The 15,435-nt window shown below is 68.0% G+C and carries 14 protein-coding genes; 9 read left to right on the top strand and 5 right to left on the bottom strand.

Going from position 1 to position 15,435, the window contains the following annotated elements:
- Positions 1-56 precede the first annotated feature (56 nt).
- The 3 genes from POL67_RS46420 to POL67_RS46410 all read left to right on the top strand — a co-directional run bounded on the left by POL67_RS46420 (position 57) and on the right by POL67_RS46410 (position 3,090).
- Positions 57-803 carry a lipocalin/fatty-acid binding family protein gene (locus tag POL67_RS46420; RefSeq protein WP_271928039.1) on the top strand — a complete coding sequence of 249 codons (747 nt, stop codon included), beginning with the start codon at positions 57-59 and terminating at the stop codon, positions 801-803.
- 65 nt (positions 804-868) lie between these two features.
- Positions 869-1,924: an OmpA family protein gene (locus POL67_RS46415; protein ID WP_271928036.1), complete on the top strand. Its 1,056-nt coding sequence runs from the start codon at positions 869-871 to the stop codon at positions 1,922-1,924.
- A 38-nt stretch (positions 1,925-1,962) separates the two neighbouring features.
- Entirely contained in the window at positions 1,963-3,090 is a 1,128-nt protein-coding gene (locus tag POL67_RS46410) for a hypothetical protein (protein ID WP_271928032.1), read from the top strand.
- Between the two features lie 4 nt (positions 3,091-3,094).
- On the opposite strand, the gene POL67_RS46405 is transcribed toward POL67_RS46410, so the two are convergent.
- From POL67_RS46405 to POL67_RS46390, 4 genes are read right to left on the bottom strand one after another with little or no spacing between them, the layout of a single operon-like run.
- Positions 3,095-3,751 (bottom strand): hypothetical protein, encoded by a 657-nt coding sequence (locus tag POL67_RS46405; RefSeq protein WP_271928030.1) that lies wholly within the window; start codon positions 3,749-3,751, stop codon positions 3,095-3,097.
- A 17-nt stretch (positions 3,752-3,768) separates the two neighbouring features.
- Positions 3,769-5,403, bottom strand: coding sequence for a serine/threonine-protein kinase (locus tag POL67_RS46400; protein WP_271928027.1), 1,635 nt, complete (start codon positions 5,401-5,403; stop codon positions 3,769-3,771).
- Complete coding sequence (locus POL67_RS46395; protein WP_271928025.1) at positions 5,400-6,371, bottom strand: formylglycine-generating enzyme family protein; 972 nt, start codon at positions 6,369-6,371, stop codon at positions 5,400-5,402. Before POL67_RS46395 ends, POL67_RS46400 begins: the two co-directional genes overlap by 4 nt.
- A complete protein-coding gene (locus POL67_RS46390) occupies positions 6,368-7,249 on the bottom strand; it encodes a formylglycine-generating enzyme family protein (RefSeq protein ID WP_271928023.1) in 882 nt (293 codons plus the stop codon). Before POL67_RS46390 ends, POL67_RS46395 begins: the two co-directional genes overlap by 4 nt.
- A 336-nt stretch (positions 7,250-7,585) precedes the next feature.
- Here POL67_RS46390 and POL67_RS46385 point away from each other — a divergent pair, with 336 nt between their 5' ends.
- From POL67_RS46385 to POL67_RS46365, 5 genes are all read left to right on the top strand, one after another.
- Positions 7,586-8,050, top strand: coding sequence for a Tudor-knot domain-containing protein (locus tag POL67_RS46385; protein ID WP_271928022.1), 465 nt, complete (start codon positions 7,586-7,588; stop codon positions 8,048-8,050).
- A gap of 16 nt (positions 8,051-8,066) precedes the next feature.
- Entirely contained in the window at positions 8,067-9,233 is a 1,167-nt protein-coding gene (locus tag POL67_RS46380) for an acyltransferase family protein (protein WP_271928021.1), read from the top strand.
- A 124-nt stretch (positions 9,234-9,357) separates the two neighbouring features.
- Positions 9,358-11,442: an elongation factor G gene (gene fusA / locus POL67_RS46375; protein WP_271928019.1), complete on the top strand. Its 2,085-nt coding sequence runs from the start codon at positions 9,358-9,360 to the stop codon at positions 11,440-11,442.
- Between the two features lie 8 nt (positions 11,443-11,450).
- A complete protein-coding gene (locus POL67_RS46370; RefSeq protein ID WP_271928017.1) occupies positions 11,451-12,755 on the top strand; it encodes a hypothetical protein in 1,305 nt (434 codons plus the stop codon).
- Positions 12,756-12,845: 90 nt separating this feature from the next.
- Entirely contained in the window at positions 12,846-13,775 is a 930-nt protein-coding gene (locus POL67_RS46365; protein ID WP_271928016.1) for a cation diffusion facilitator family transporter, read from the top strand.
- 13 nt (positions 13,776-13,788) lie between these two features.
- Here POL67_RS46365 and POL67_RS46360 read toward each other — a convergent pair whose 3' ends face one another.
- Positions 13,789-14,217: a DUF6918 family protein gene (locus POL67_RS46360; protein ID WP_136928997.1), complete on the bottom strand. Its 429-nt coding sequence runs from the start codon at positions 14,215-14,217 to the stop codon at positions 13,789-13,791.
- 248 nt (positions 14,218-14,465) lie between these two features.
- Here POL67_RS46360 and POL67_RS46355 point away from each other — a divergent pair, with 248 nt between their 5' ends.
- Positions 14,466-15,293: a hypothetical protein gene (locus POL67_RS46355; RefSeq protein ID WP_271928013.1), complete on the top strand. Its 828-nt coding sequence runs from the start codon at positions 14,466-14,468 to the stop codon at positions 15,291-15,293.
- Positions 15,294-15,435: the final 142 nt, after the last annotated feature.

Raw genomic sequence — 15,435 nt, 5'->3', positions numbered from 1 at the left:
CCCAGGTGCCTTTCCGGAGATCTCACGCTCTCGGGAGGTATGTTATGCGATCAACCATGAACAGGACCTTTTCGCTTCTTCTCTTGGGCGTGGGAATGGTTGGGCTTCCGTTCGTCCTCGGCGGATGCGGGAGCGACATCTCCGACACGACGAGCGGCACGTTCACGGGCAGCACGGGGACGGCTGGATCCGGCGGGGCCGGAGGCGACGGCGGCGTGGGCGGGATGGGCGGGATGGGCGGGATGGGCGGGATGGGCGGGATGGGCGGGATGGGCGGGGCCGGCGGCGATGGTGGTATGGGCGGCGGCATGGGCGGCGCGGGTGGCGGCGGCCCGGCATGTATGCAGCCGCCGGACGGCTGCGCGGCGTGTATGTTTCAGCAGTGCAACGTCGCGTACTGCGACTGCGCTGCGGAGGCGTCCTGCCTCGGAATCATCCCCTGCCTGCAGGCGTGTCCGGCGATGGACGAGGCGTGCGCGCAATCCTGTTATCAGAAAAGCTCGCTCGGCTTTGCAGAGTTCGTGGTCACGTCGAACTGCGCGAGCACGCTCTGCGCGCCCTCGTGCCCCGGCGCGGGGATGATCGGCGCCTGCGAGCTCTGCCTCGCCCAGCAATGCGAGCCGCAGTTCGAGGCCTGCATCGGCAACCCCGCGTGCCCGGCGTTCATCGACTGCGTCCGAGCCTGTCCGCAGGGCAACATGTCCTGCCAGCAGGCGTGCCTCCAGCAGCACGCGGGCGGCGCAAACCAGGCGCAGCAGCTCAACCAGTGTGCCTCGATGAGCTGCGGCAACGTATGTAACTGAACGTCACCGAGGCTCTTTACTTCCCAACGGCGCCCAGGACGGCTAGGCTCCGCCGCCGTCGCGTCATGCTTCCTCGAAAGACCTTCGCTCGTAGCCCCCTCCTCGCCCTCGTCCTCTCGCTCCTGCCCGCCGCGTGCGGCGGCGGTTATGCGCCGCGCCCGATGTACGGCCAGGCCGATCGAGGGGCCGACACCGACCAAGACGGCGCCGCCGACATCGACGACGCTTGCCCCGCGGACGCCGAGGATGGCCTGCCGCCGAAGGCAAACGACGGCTGTCCCGCGACCGATCCCGACAACGACGGCGTCCTGCTCGCGGACGACAAATGCCCCTACGCGAAGGAGGACGGCCTGCCGCCGAAGGCGGATGACGGCTGCCCCTCGGACGACGAGGACCAGGACGGCGTCGCCAATGCGAAGGACAAGTGCCCGGTCCAGCCCGAGGACAACCTGCCGCCGAACGTGGGCGACGGCTGCCCGTCGCCCGACCACGATCAGGACGGCGTCGCCGACGTCAACGACAAATGCCCGAACCAGCCCGAGACGATCAATGGCTACCGCGACGAGGACGGTTGCCCCGACCAGGCCGCGGGCGAGGTCGCGTATGACGAGGCCTCACACGAGATCGTGATCCCCGAGACGAAAAAGGTCGATTTCGAGCTCGATTCGGCCGAGCTCACCCCGGCCGCGAAGGCGACCGTCGCCGAGATCGCCAAGGTGCTGAAGCAAGTGCCGCAGATCCAGCGCATGGAGATCGAGGGGCACGCGTCGAGCAAGGGCGACAAGTTTTACAACCTGAACCTCACCGAGCGCCGCGCCCAGGCCATCGCGAATGCCCTCGTGGCCGGCGGCGTCGAGAAGACCCGGCTCGTCCCGGTCGGTTATGGCGAGTATTGCCCGGCCGTCGATCGCGGCGACGAGGTCGACGATCCCGTCAACCGGCGCGTGCTCCTCAAAGCCGTGCAGGTGAACGGCATCTGGCAAGACGTACCCCGCGGCTGCTGGCGCGCGAAGGCGGCCGGGATCGATCCCACGAAGCGCAAGCCCGGCGTGTGGCAACCCCCGTCGAGCCAGCCTTCTTCGCCGCAGACGCCGTACGTCCCGCCCGCCGGCGGCGCGTGAACGAGCATCATTTTCCTGGTCCATCGAGGAGCTTCGTCATGTCTTTCCTGCGTGGTTTCGCCTCCCTTCCATTTATCGCCGCGTTGCCGCTGCTCGTCGGCTGTGGCCCCAACCAGGCACAGATCGACCCGAAGAACGTGGTGAATGTCTCGGTCCGGCCGGCGTCGGGGCAATTGCTGTTTTGCCCGGGAGACCCTTTCCAGGTCGAGGTCGTCGCGAAGCTGAAGGACGGCACGTCCTGCAGCAACGTCGACGCGAGCAAGGGGTGCATGAATGAGAAGGATACGGTCATCTCGTCGGAGATGGTGCGTATCCAGGGCAGCTCGGGCGCCATCGGCGGCGGCAATTTCATCTGGGTGCCGGAGAAGGACGTCCTCAAGACGGCCGACACGGGCATGGGCCTGCGCGGCTGGCTGGAGTCGGCGACGAGCGGCAAATCGATGGAGGGCGAGGCCCAGCTCAAGCCGGTCTACGATTGCCAGGGGGAGCAAAAGATCCGCGGCGGGAAGGGGCGCGAGGGCGAGCCGGGCGCGCCGGGGCCGGATCTCACGGTCACGATCACCACGCTCTCGACGCCCTTTTATCCCGACGCGGCGCTCGTCCGGCTCGATTGGCCAGGGAGCCGCGCCTATCTGATCAGCCCCTCGGCGGACAAACCCGTGCGGATCACGAGCATCGGCGGGGAAGGCGGCCAGGGCCGAGAGGGCGCGCCCGGCATTCCGGGCAAGGACGGCAAGGACGCGAAGGAGGACTGCCTCGACGGTACGGACGGCACGAACGGCACGGACGGCGGGCCCGGCGGTCGAGGCGGCGACGGCGGTGCCGGCGGCTTGATCAAGGTGATCCTCGACGACGCGAACCCGGACAAACTCAAGGGGCGGCTCTTGCTCCAGAGCGTCGGCGGGCCGAGCGGCGATCGGGGGCCGGGCGGCAAGGGTGGTTTCGGCGGCAAGGGCGGCCAACGCGGCATGCTCAAGGCGGGAGAGGCCTCCTGCAATCCGAAGGACGGCAAGAATGGGCAGCTCGGGCGAAGGGGTCCGAGCGGCGAGACCGGTCGTCCGGGGCCGTCGGGACCTGCGCCCGTCTTCGAGATGGGGCAGCGCCAGGTGATGTTCGCGAATGAGCTTGCGATCATCCAGCGGATCGAGGCGGGGAAGGGGAAATAACCCTTCAGAAGACGAGCTTGGTTTCGCCGCTGGCGAAAGGCTCGCGCTGAAAGCGGCCGGAGAGGATCCGGCCGCTTTCGTTTTCCGGCAGCTCGATGCGAATCACGGCCGGCGTGCCGGGCACGATCCGCACGAGATCCGCGCCCGTGGTCAGCACGGTCTTCATGCGCGTCTGCCCGTGGATCCAGAAGCTCAGGTCCTGCTCGGGGTCGCAGGGTTCGCCCCAAATGATTGGCGCGGGCCCTCGGTTGTCGAGCGTGAGCTCGACCGTCTTTCCGGAGACGACCCGCAACGTCGCCACGTAGGATTGGCGGTCGCCGAGGACGCGGTATTCAACGACGTTGCTCTCCGCGCCGCCCCAGCGGCATGACGCGCGGTACAGGCCGACGTCGCGCATGCTCCCGCTCACGGAGGAGGACACGGTCATTTCGTGGACGCCGCCGGGGGGAATCTCGATTGCCTCCGGTGGAAAGGGCCACGGCGCACGGGGGAGGAAAGGGAGCCACTGCCCTCGCTCGTCCGTCGTGAGCAGGCTCATCTCGTCCGGTTTCTCGCCCCGGACCGGCGCGGGGCCGTGGTTCTCGATCCGCAATCGAAACTGGATCGAGGAGGGCTGGAGCGCATAGGGCGTATGCGCGTGGAGCGAGAGCGCGAGGGGCACGGTTCGAGCCTCCCGGATCAGGGCCGGCCGAGCACGCTTTCGAGCGGCGTGAGCGGCGCGGCCGCGAGGTTCCTGCAGCCGGTGACGCGTTTGCCGGCGAGCGTGTAGCTCGCCGCCGGCGGCTGCGTTTGCACCATGGAGACGCGCAGCTTCCCACCGTCGAGCCGCGCTTCCAGAGGTTTGCCCGCGATCTCGGTGTACGGGACGATGCAGGTCGCGCGGGCGAGCGCGACGTCGTATTCGTTCCCCGCGGGCGGGTTCGGCCGCAGGCGATCCTCGACGCCGAAGACGTCGGTTTTTCCGGGCAAGGCGCGGAGCACGAAGCGGGCCTCGCCCTCCTCGTATCCTTGGAGCGCAAAGGGTTTGGCGTCGCGGATCCGCATTTCGAGCTGGTCGCCGACGAGGACCGCGTCGTATTCGCGGCCGCTGTCGCTCCGCCAGCGCCCGGCGAGGGCGGCGAGGGGGTGTTTCGTGTTCACGCTCGGCGCCGCGCTCGCGTGCGCGCCCGCGCTCGCAGCATGCTCCACCGGAGGCGGGCCTTTGGCCTCCGCGCGCTGCTCGTCCTTGGGTGCGCCGAACAAGCCGAGCGAATACGAGATGCCGACCCCGGCGAGCACGGCGACGCCCACGGTGAGCGCCACGGCGAGCCCGCGCTTCGAGGTCGGCTCGTTCCCGGGCGCCGTGACCACCGAGGCCTCCGCGGTCTGCGGGACGCCCGGCGGCGCCAGGACGTTCGCATGCAGCGGCGCCGCCGGTGCCGTCAGGTGGAGCGGAGCGGCGGGTGCGGTAGAGCCGTACAACCCCTGGCCCTGCGCGTCGAGCGCCGCGAGGATCTCCTCGCACGAGCCGAACCGGTCCTCGCGGCGTTTTTGGGCGCAACGCTCGGCGACGGCCTCGAGCCACGCGGGCACGTCGGGCCTGCGCGCGCGGATCTTCGGGAGCGGCTCCTTCACGTGCGACGTCATGATCATGTAATGGCTTTCGCCGTCGAATGGCACCTGCCCGACGAGCAGCTCGTACAGGACGATGCCGAGCGCGTAGACGTCGACCCGTTTGTCGAGGTCCTTCTTGCCGGTGCATTGCTCGGGCGACATGTAGAGCACCGAGCCGATGACACCCTCGGTGTTCCCCTTGCCCTTTTGCGCGTCGCTCTCCTCTTTGGCGATGCCGAAATCCGTGACCTTGACGATGCCGTCCTTGCCGCGGATGAGCACGTTCGCGGGCTTCAAATCGCGGTGGATGATGCCCTCGGCGTGGGCCGCGGCGACGCCTTGCACGATGGGGCGGAAGAGCGCGAGCGCCTCGGCGACGGAGAGCGGCGTGCCGGATTTCGCGTGGCGCGCGATGCGATCTTCGAGCGTCCCGCCCTCGATGAACTGCATGACGAGGCAGAGGCCGTCCTCGTCGGAGACGACGGCATTGAGGCGGACGACGTTCGGGTGGTCGATCCGGGCGAGCGCGCGGCCTTCGGCGAGGATGCGGTCGCGGAAGTCCTTGCGATGCGCGTATTCGGCGCGGATGGCCTTCACGACGACGGGCACCTCGGTGTGCACGTCGCGCGCGAGCCAAACGACGCCCATGCCGCCTTCCCCGAGGAGTTTTTCGAGGGCGTATTTTCGATCGACGATGGAGCCGGGAGCGAGTTCTTTCATGGGAGATCCGCGCAGCAACGGAAGCCGGTGTTCGAGTTGGCCAGGCCGCGTGGGAGCGACGTGCTTACCGTGGAGCAATCCAGGTCGGACTCGATGCTCGTATAACCGCCTCCGCGGCGCCGGCACGGGTTTTCTGCGGGCGTGGCGCCGCTCGTCTCGTCGCAAGCGTCCTCCCATTCCCAGACGTTCCCGCTCATGTCGAAGAGCCCTGGGAACCCACCCTCGCACGTCAGGAAGCTTTTCACGGGGGCCGCGCTGCCCATTGCGGCGCCTTGGCCATTGCAGACGGTCTGATTGTATAAATTGTCGTAGGGGTACGCCTTGACGCCGCCGCCGGTACAGGAATTGTGCCATTGGCTCAGGGAAGGATCGAACGAACTTTCGCTGAATGCCAGGGGCCCGCCGCTGATCTTTCCACAAAGGCGCTTCTCGTGGTCAGCGCAGAACGCGTACGCGTCGCACCAGTCCACGTCCGCGACTGGCAGGCTGTCCTTCGCCGGTGTCTTCGAGGGGGCAAACGTCGTGTTCCCCTCGCATTGCGCGGGCTGACCCACGATCGGGTTCGTCTCGACCCATTCGAGGTACTGGAGGTTCGTGACCTCGGTGCTGTCGATACAGTAAAACGTTCCGCCAGCCGGGGCCTGCACCGCCACCATCACCGGCGTGCCGGGTACGTCGGGACAGACCACCGTCGGCCCGCCTCCCGTGCCGCCGCTGCCGCCTGCGCCACCGCTGCCGCTGCCCCCGATTCCGCCCGCGCCGCCGCTACCACCTGCGCCGTCGCCCCCGATTCCGCCCCCGCCCCCGATTCCGCCCCCGCCCCCGATTCCGCCTGCGCCTCCGCTACCGCCGCCGCCTGCACCGCCCGTCTGCAGCTCCGGCGCGCACGCCACGAGAAGCGCCAGTGCACCCACCCCGAGCATCCACGAGCCCCGCGCTTTCATTGCACGCGTCGCCTCTTTCCTCATGGAACATCCACACAGCAGCGGAATCCCGTGGTCGCGTTCGCAGCGCCGCGCGCCCCGCCCCCGGTCGTCGGGCAATCGAGATCCGTGGCGAGGCTGGCGAATCCGCCGCCGCGCCGGCGACACGTGTCGTTTTCCCCCGTCGCCCCGTCGCAGGCGTCCTCCCACTCCGAGAGGTTGCCGCTCATGTCGAAGAGGCCCGGCAAACCGCCCACGCAGCCGGCCTGGCTGCCGACCTTTTTCGAGGCGGTGAGCATCTTGTCCTGGCCATTGCACGCGACCGCGTCGTACGTGCCGCCGTACGGGTAGACGAGCGTGCCGGCGCCGCTACAAGCGTTGTACCACTGGCTCGTGGCAGCATTGTTGATGTCGGCGTACGGGACCGATCCGCCGCCGATCTTCCCGCAGAGCCGCTTTCCGTGCCACTTGCAGAAGGCGGAGGCGTCACACCAGTCGACGTGCGCGACGGGGTGATCGTCCGCGGGCGGCGTGATGGCAGGCACGAAGCTCATGTTGAACGCGCATTCGGGGCCCTGGTTCGTTTCCATCGAGGTGGCCGAAGGGAGCCAGGCCGCATACTGGTTGTTCGTGACCTCGGTGCTGTCGATGCAATAGTTCCCCGACGCGGACGCCACGGGCACCATCGTCGGCGTGTTCGGCGTCTCGGGGCACACGATCGCGCCGCCCGCGCCGCCGCCTCCACCCGCGCTCCCACTCCCGCTCGCGCCCGCGCCGCCGCTGCCGTCGCCCCCTTCGCCGCCCGCGCCCCCGGTCGTGGTGAGGTTCGGCGCGCACGCTACGACGAGGGCGCAAAGGACGGGCCCGAAGGTTCTCGCGCCCCACGCCCTCGCTGCTTCGAAAAAACGTCCGCCGGACCTCACGACGCGGCCGAGGCTAGCGCAGAACGAAGCCCGATCCCACCCGACCTTGCCGCGGCGCGCGCCCGGGTCGACGACCGAGACCGGGGCCGCGCGACGCAGTTCGGCGTAGGAGGGGTAGGGGTCTTGCAGACGAGCGGATCGAGAAGATTCAAGCGTGCCATCGGCGACCTCCTGCCTGTGATGCGCACCCCTCGGAGGATGGAGTTTTCGCCATCGAGGGGTTGGTACACGCCAGGTCGTGTCGGGAGACGTGCCGCTCCACACGCTTGCAAGCCCTGGCCCTCGGCGGTATCTCCCTCCGCCGGAGACGTCTCTCCGACGCTCGAACTCCGCGTCATGGCCTTCGTTCGGTCCTCGGTCCTCTCCCTCGCGCTCCTCGCCGCCCTCTCGTCGGGCTGCAAGAAGCGCTTCGACGTGGGGGACAATGTCCTCGTCGAGTGGGAGAAGAACCTTTACCCGGCGGTCATCCTCGAGACCCAGGGGCCGACGAAGTTCAAGGTCCACTACCAGGGCTACGATCCGATCTGGGACGAGGTCGTCACGCGCGAGCGCGTGAAGGAGTTGGTCGAGGGGACGGTCGTCCACCCCGAGCCGCCGCAGAAGGTGCGCGCGAAGGCGCTCGCAGCGGCGCAGACGAACATCTACAAGATCGGCGATCGGGTGCGCGTCGAGTGGCACGGCACCATGTACCCCGCACTGATCGTGGGCATCGTGGGGCAGGAACGTTACCGCATCCACTTCGAGGGATACGGTGACGAGTGGGACGACACCGTGGGCCTCGCCCGCATCCAGCCGCGCTGACGCGCGCGTTCTCCACATGCCCCTCGCCCTCGAAAGGCCGGCGCCGAGCGCAGGGCCCTCCTTGCCGCAGCTCGACGCCCTGCGCGGCGTGGCGATCCTCGCGGTCTTCGTCCAGCACCTCGGCGATCGATTCCTCCCGCTCGTGCGCGCGTCGGTCGAGGCGCGCGCGCCGGCGCCGCTCGTGCCGTGGATCCTGACGGTGCTCCATCATGCGTGGTGGGGCGTCGACCTCTTCTTCGTGCTCTCGGGCTTCTCGCTCGGGCTCTCGTGGATCCGTTCGGGCGGACAACCTCCGCGCGACTTCTTGCTCCGGCGCGCCGCGCGCATCCTGCCTGCCTACTGGGTCGCGCTCGTCGTGACGATCGCCTTCCACCGCGGCGTCTTCGGCGCGCCCTCGTTCGCCGCGTCGCTCGCCGCGCATCTGTTGGTGCTCCAAGGATACGTCTCGCCGGGCGGGATCGTGATCATCGGGGCGACGTGGTCGCTCACCACGGAGGCCTGCTTCTATCTGGTCTTTCCGTGGCTCGCGCCCCTCGTCTGCAAGGAGGGGCGGCGGGCGATCTGGATCGGCGCGGGCGTGGTGATCGGAAGCTGGCTCGTGCGCATGTGGCTCCACGCGATCGTGCTCGAACCGGGGATCCACACGGGCCTGCTCGAAGCAACGCAGCGGCGGTGGATCCCGAGCCGGCTCGATCAGTTCGTGCTCGGCGCGCTCGCGGCGCGGGTGTATGTCGCCCTCGCACGAAGCGAGCGCGCGGCCGCGCTCGCGCCTTACGCGCTCGCTGCGTGCGTGCCTGCGCTCGTGATCGCGTTCCGGCTGGAGGGGCTTCATTACCTCGAACCCGGCGGCGGCGCGCCGTATGCGCTGCTCTCGCTGGTCACGGCGGCGCTTGTCCTTTCGGCCGTCCTCTGCCGCGGCCGCGCGCTCGGGATCGTGGCGCCGCGCCCGCTCGCCTTCGTCGGAATCGTGAGTTATGGTGTGTTCCTCTATCACCAGCTCGCGCTCGGGCTCTCGGACCTCGAGCCCGCGTCACCGCCAACCTGGAAGAACCTCGTGCGGACCGCGTCGTTCGCGCTGGTCGCCTCGGTCGTCGTGGGCTACGCATCCTGGGTGCTCGTCGAGCGCCCTGCGATGCGGTGGGCGAGCCAGAAAAGAAGGGAATCACGTCCCTCACCGGCGTGACGAGACGGTGTCAGCCGGCACGCCAGTCCACTTTCCCCTGGCGTGACCGCCGGCTAACGATTATAGCGCGCCGCGTTTTTTGCCGAGAGCCGCCCTCCCCCAGGGGGCAGCAGGAGTCCTCTTCGTGATCAGCGATCTGTCCAGGCTCAGGAACATAGGAATCAGCGCCCACATCGACTCGGGGAAGACCACGCTGACCGAGCGCATCCTCTTCTACACGAAGAGGATCCACGCCATTCACGACGTGAAGGGCAAGGACGGCGTCGGCGCGAAGATGGACTCGATGGATCTCGAGCGCGAGCGCGGGATCACCATCCAGTCTGCAGCGACGTTCTGCACCTGGGGCAACACCCAGATCAACATCATCGACACGCCCGGCCACGTCGACTTCACGATCGAGGTCGAGCGCAGCTTGCGCGTGCTCGACGGCGCGATCCTCGTGCTCTGCTCGGTCGCGGGCGTGCAGTCGCAGTCGCTCACGGTCGATCGCCAGATGCGCCGCTACGGCGTTCCGCGCATCGCGTTCGTCAACAAGTGCGACCGCGCCGGCGCGAACCCGCTCCGCGCGCGCGACCAGCTCCGCGAGAAGCTCAACCTGAACCCGGTGCTCTTGCAGCTCCCGATCGGCCTCGAAGACAAGTTCGAGGGCGTGGTCGACCTGATCAAGATGAAGGCGTTCCGGTTCGAGGGCGCGAACGGCGAGAAGATCCTCGAGTCCGACGTGCCGGCCGATATGAAGGCCGAGGCGCAGAAGTGCCGCGAGGAGATGCTCGACGCGCTGAGCATGTTCTCGGACGAACTCACCGAGGCGATGCTCGAGGAGCGCGTGACCGAGGACCTCATCAACAAGGCGGTCCGCTCGGCCACGGTGAACCTCCAGATCGTGCCCGTGATGATGGGTTCGGCCTACAAGAACAAGGCCGTGCAGCTCCTGCTCGACGGGGTCACGAAGTTCCTGCCCTGCCCCACGGACATCACGAACCACGCCGTCGACCTGGAGAAGGACGAGGCGAAGATCTCGCTCGACAGCGACCCGGAAAAGCCGCTCGTCATGCTTGCGTTCAAGCTCGAGGACGGCCGCTTCGGCCAGCTCTCGTACCTGCGCGTCTACCAGGGCACGATCTCGAAGGGCAAGGAGATCACGAACACCCGCACGGGCAAGCGCCACAAGGTTGGCCGCCTCGTTCGCATGCACTCTGACGAGATGGAGGACATCGACAGCGCGGGCGCCGGCGACATCGTCGCGATGTTCGGCGTCGACTGCAACTCGGGTGACACGTTCACCGACGGCACGCTCAGCGTGGCGATGACGAGCATGCACGTGCCCGACCCGGTCATCGCATTGACCGTGACGCCGAAGGACAACAAGGCGCAGGTCAACATGTCGAAGGCGCTGAAGCGCTTCACGAAGGAGGACCCGACCTTCCGCGTGGGCAGCGATCCCGAGACGAACGAGACGATCGTCCAGGGCATGGGCGAGCTGCACCTCGACGTGTACATCGAGCGCATGAAGCGCGAGTACGGGGCCGAGGTCGTGACGAGCCCGCCGCGCGTCGCGTACCGCGAGACGATCACGCGCCGCGTGGAGTTCAACTACACGCACAAGAAGCAGACCGGCGGCTCGGGCCAGTACGGCAAGGTCGCGGGCTTCATGGAGCCCTTCGAGGAAGGGTTCGAGTTCGTCGACGACATCACGGGCGGCTCCATCCCGAAGGAGTTCATCTCTTCGTGCGACAAGGGCTTCCGCTCGATGCTCGCGAAGGGCCTCGTCATCCACGCGCCCGTCACGGGCGTCCGTGTCACGATCAACGACGGCGCCGCGCACGCAGTCGACTCGTCGGACATCGCGTTCCAGGAGGCCTCGCGCGGCGCGTGGCGTGAGGCTTATCCCAAGGCGGGTCCGCAGATCCTCGAGCCGCTCATGAAGGTCGCGGCCGAGAGCCCGGCGGAGTTCCAGGGCGGCGTGGTCGGCATCCTGATGCAGCGCCGCGGCATCATCATCGGCACGACGGAGTCCGAAGGGTTCTGCCGCGTCGAGGCAGAGGTCCCCCTCGCCGAGATGTTCGGGTTCTCGACCGTTCTTCGCTCCGCGACGCAGGGCAAAGCTGAGTTTACCATGGAGTTCTCCCGGTACGCCCCGGTCCCCGGAGCGATCTCCGAGGAGCTCATCAAGAAGCACAAAGAAGAGCTGGCGAAGAAGGGGAAGTGAGGGCACCGATGTACCGCAAAGAGGTCAACGAGCGGAGCCCCATGCGGGTCTTCGAGAAGTCGATGCACGGCGGCCTGGGCCGCGGCAACGTGGGCGTCGTTCTCTCGCGCGCGGGCGTCGGCAAGACGGCGCTCCTCGTGCAGATCGCGCTGGACGATCTGCTGCGTGATCGGCGCGTGCTGCACATCTCGACGGAGCACGCCGTCGATCACGTGCGCGCTTACTACGACGAGCTCTTCCACGACATCGCGACGTACACGAAGCTCGCCGAGCCCGAGTCCGTGCGCCTGGACCTGGAGCGTCACCGGCTGATCTTCTCGCTCCTCGGTCACGGGAACACGACCGAGGGCGCGTCGTCGTCGATGAAGAAGCTCGTCGAGACCGTGGCGTTCGCCCGCGAGATCGCGCACTTCTCGCCGGACGTGATCATCATCGACGGCTTCGATTGCGCGCACGCGACCGAGGCCATGATCGACACGCTGATCACGCTCGCGCGGGATCACTCGGCCGAGCTCTGGCTCTCGACGACGACGAAGGCCAGCGAGGCGAAGCCGGGCTCGGCGCCCGCGCCGGTCGATCGGTTCTTCGACAAACTCGGCGTCGTGGTCTTCCTCGACCCCGAGAAGGACGTCGTGCGCCTGCGCCTGCTCAAGGATCACGACAGCAAGGAGATCGCCGATCTCTCGCTTCGCCTCGAGCCGCACACGATGCGGATTATCGACGCGGACATCCCGCCGGCCTCCGAGCGTCCGCGCGATGCCAAGCGCTACCGCCTCTACTCGGGCGGCGCGAAGGGCGCGGAGGCGGCGTTCGGCGCGTGTGCGGAGCGCTGGGGCCTGACGGAGACGAACTTCAGCTTCGAGGGCCACACGCTGCGCGAGCGTACGCGCGGGGTGCAGGTGCTGAGCGAGGCGGACCTGCGCCGCGGCGACTTCAGCCTGGTCTACGTGTCGAAGCGCCTCGGCCGCGTGCTCAGCGAGATCCCGCTGGTGCGCAACGTGCTGCAGACGATCTGGTACCAGATCAACGCGGCGCGCGAGGTCTTCGTCGTCGGCCAGATCCAGGACGACGGCACGGTCCGCGGCGGCACGGGCTGGGGCGCGGAGCTCGCGCGGCTCTGGAAGAAGCCGCTCTACGTCTTCGACCAGCAGAAGCGGACCTGGTTCCGCTGGAGCGGGACGGCGTGGGAGATGGCGACCCTGCCGATGATCAAGAGCGAGGCCTTCGCCGGCATCGGCACGCAGAACCTGACCGAGGACGGAAAGCAGGCGATCGAGGAGCTCTTCCAGCGGTCGTTCGGCGATCCTTCCTGATCGAAGGTTCGCGGTAAGCAAAACCCCCAGCATGCTTCGGCCTGCTGGGGGTTTTCTTTTTCGGGGCGCGCTCGTGATACAAGGGCTCCCGTGTCGTCGTCGGAAGACCATTCGACCTCCCATATCGTCCAGTCGCTGCTCACCAACCTCGCCATCGCGGCGGGCAAGGGCGTGGTCGCGTTCCTGACGGGCTCGGGCGCGCTGCTCGCCGAGACGCTGCACTCGGCGGCGGATTGCGGCAACCAGCTCCTGCTCCTGCTCGGCGTGAACCGGGCGCGGAAGAAGCCGGACGCGTCGCACCCACTCGGCTACGGGCGCTCGCTCTACTTCTGGTCGTTCCTGGTCGCGCTGCTGCTCTTCTCGGGCGGCGGCGTCTTCTCGATCTACGAGGGGATCCACAAGCTCGGCCACCCCGAGCCCGTGGAGAAGGTGCACCTCGGCCTCGGGATCCTCGGGTTTTCCCTGCTGCTCGAGGGCGGCGCGACGCTGTCGAACATCCGCGAGATGAACAAGCGTCGCGGGCAGAAGCCGTTCTTCCAGTACCTCAAGGACACGAAGGACTCGGACCTCGTCGTCGTCTTCGGCGAGAACGCGGCGGCCTCGCTCGGCCTCATCCTCGCGTCGATCGCGCTCGCGGCGGCGTACGTGACCGGAGATCCGAAGTGGGACGCGATCGGCAGCATCGCGATCGGGCTCGTGCTCGTGGCGGTGGCGGTCTTCCTCGCGGTGGAGATCATGTCGCTCCTGATCGGCGAGTCCGCGGATCCGGAGGTCGAGGTGGCCGTGCGCCAGGCGGTCGCGGCGCACCCGAAGATCGATCGGGTGCTGCACGTGATCACGATGCAGCAAGGCCCGGGCGAGGTGCTCGTGGCCGTGAAGGTGAGCTTTTACGAGGGCGTGACCACGAACGAGGTCTGCACGGCGATCAACGAGTTCGAGGCGTCGCTGCGCCACAGGAGGTCCGACGTGCGCTGGTGCTTCGTCGAGCCGGACATCCCGCGCACCGCCCAGGTCGCCTGAGAGGCGCTTCGAATCAGGCGTACTTTTCGATGACCTTCGAGAGGCGCGGGATGGCCTCCTCGACGTGCTTTTTGGCCGTGCCGCGCAGCGATTCGTAGGTCGAACGGACGAGCGCGTTTTTCGCGTTTTTCGATTTCGCGTCGGTCACGGAGAGCAGGGCGTCCGCGACACGCCCGCGGTTGTCCTGGAAGAATTTGACGGGATTGCCCGCGGAGACGCCCTCGGCCCAGAGCGGGTCCACCTTCGTGGCCATCTCGGGCAGGAGCGACTCGAGGACGTGCGGAATGAAGCCGGGCTTGATGCCCTTGATCGCCTTGTAACCCGCCTTGAGCGGCAGCGCGGCGAGCCCCTTCGACGCGACCTCTTCGTCGATCAACGTGGCGCAGTCGGAGATGATCCGGCCCTTCTTGTCCTTGTCCGCGAGCGCATCGGAAAGTCCCATTCTTTTTCCTCCAAGCGCGGCCTTCCTAGCACACGAGCCGCGCCACGCGCGAGTTTCACGCCCCCGCTCGAAGCACCTCGTCCGCCCCGAGCAACCGCTTTTCGACGCAACCCGCCCCCCACCAAGCCGCGTCGAATGGACATGCACGCTCGCTTTAACTTGGTAATATGAGGCACTAGCTGAGCATACTGCTTGGATTCGGGGGGAATCCAATGAGTACGAGTTGTGGCGTCTGTGGGGGGACCCAGGTGAGCGAGCGCCCGGGGATGGAGGCGACGATCTGTCCCCGGTGCGTATCGGAGGCCTTTGCTTTACGTTTCCGGCGGCAAACGAACCTCGCCGACGACGATCCGACGTGCCTATCGGCGCCCGGGAGCGGACGCGAGGGGCCACGCAGCAAGCTGGAGCGGCTGGAGGAGCTGCACGAGCTCGCGGATCGATCGCGTTCGTCGATGCTGTCGCCGCCTCCGCCCGGCGCGGACCTTGGCGAGGTGTCGATGAGCGTCCGCGCGGCGATCCGCGGCGTCGACCTTTTCCCGGCGTCCACAGCGGCGGCGCCGCCGGTGCAGGCCGGGAGCGACGCCGCGCGCGAGCGTGAGCCGATCTCGTCGCGGCCGCGGCCGATTACGTTCGACCGAGTGCTCTTGGCGGTGGCCGTCGGGGGGTCGCTGGTGATGGGCTACAAGGTCGGTGAGGAGCGGGCGGCGCGGGCCGGACGTTCGTCGCTGACGGCGCCGGAGCTCGCGGGCAAGGTGATGCGGGGCGCGACGGAGCGGGCGCACCGCATCGCCACGAGCTTCCGGCTGGAGCCGGCGGCGCCGCGCGTGGAGGAGCCGGTGAAGGCGCTCCCCGAGGCGAAGCCCGCCCTTGCGGCGATACCCGCGCCGAGCTGGCAGAGCCACGTGCCCGGGGCGAACCGGAATGCGGCGTCCGTCGCGAAGGCGCCCGCGCCTGCGTCCAAGGCGGAGCAGGTTGCACCCGCCGCGGAGGCCGAAGAGGAGCCGACGCCTTCGGTGCCGCCGCCGACGATGTCGCTCGTGGAGGCCATGGCGGCGGCCGTCAAAGCGAAGCCGTGAATTTTGCGCGCCCTTTTCGCGACGCGGCCGCGAGCGAAAAGGGCGCGAGCAGCATCTCTTCCTACGTACTTAGAGCTGTCGACGTCTTACCTTCGAGAGCAACAACATGCGCTTTCTTTCGCCTCGCATTCGCCGCCGTCCG

The organism is Polyangium mundeleinium, from assembly GCF_028369105.1.
GTDB lineage: Bacteria > Myxococcota_A > Polyangia > Polyangiales > Polyangiaceae > Polyangium > Polyangium mundeleinium.
The sequence above is the reverse complement of the archived record's forward strand: the minus strand, read 5'-3'. Positions and strand labels throughout refer to the sequence as shown.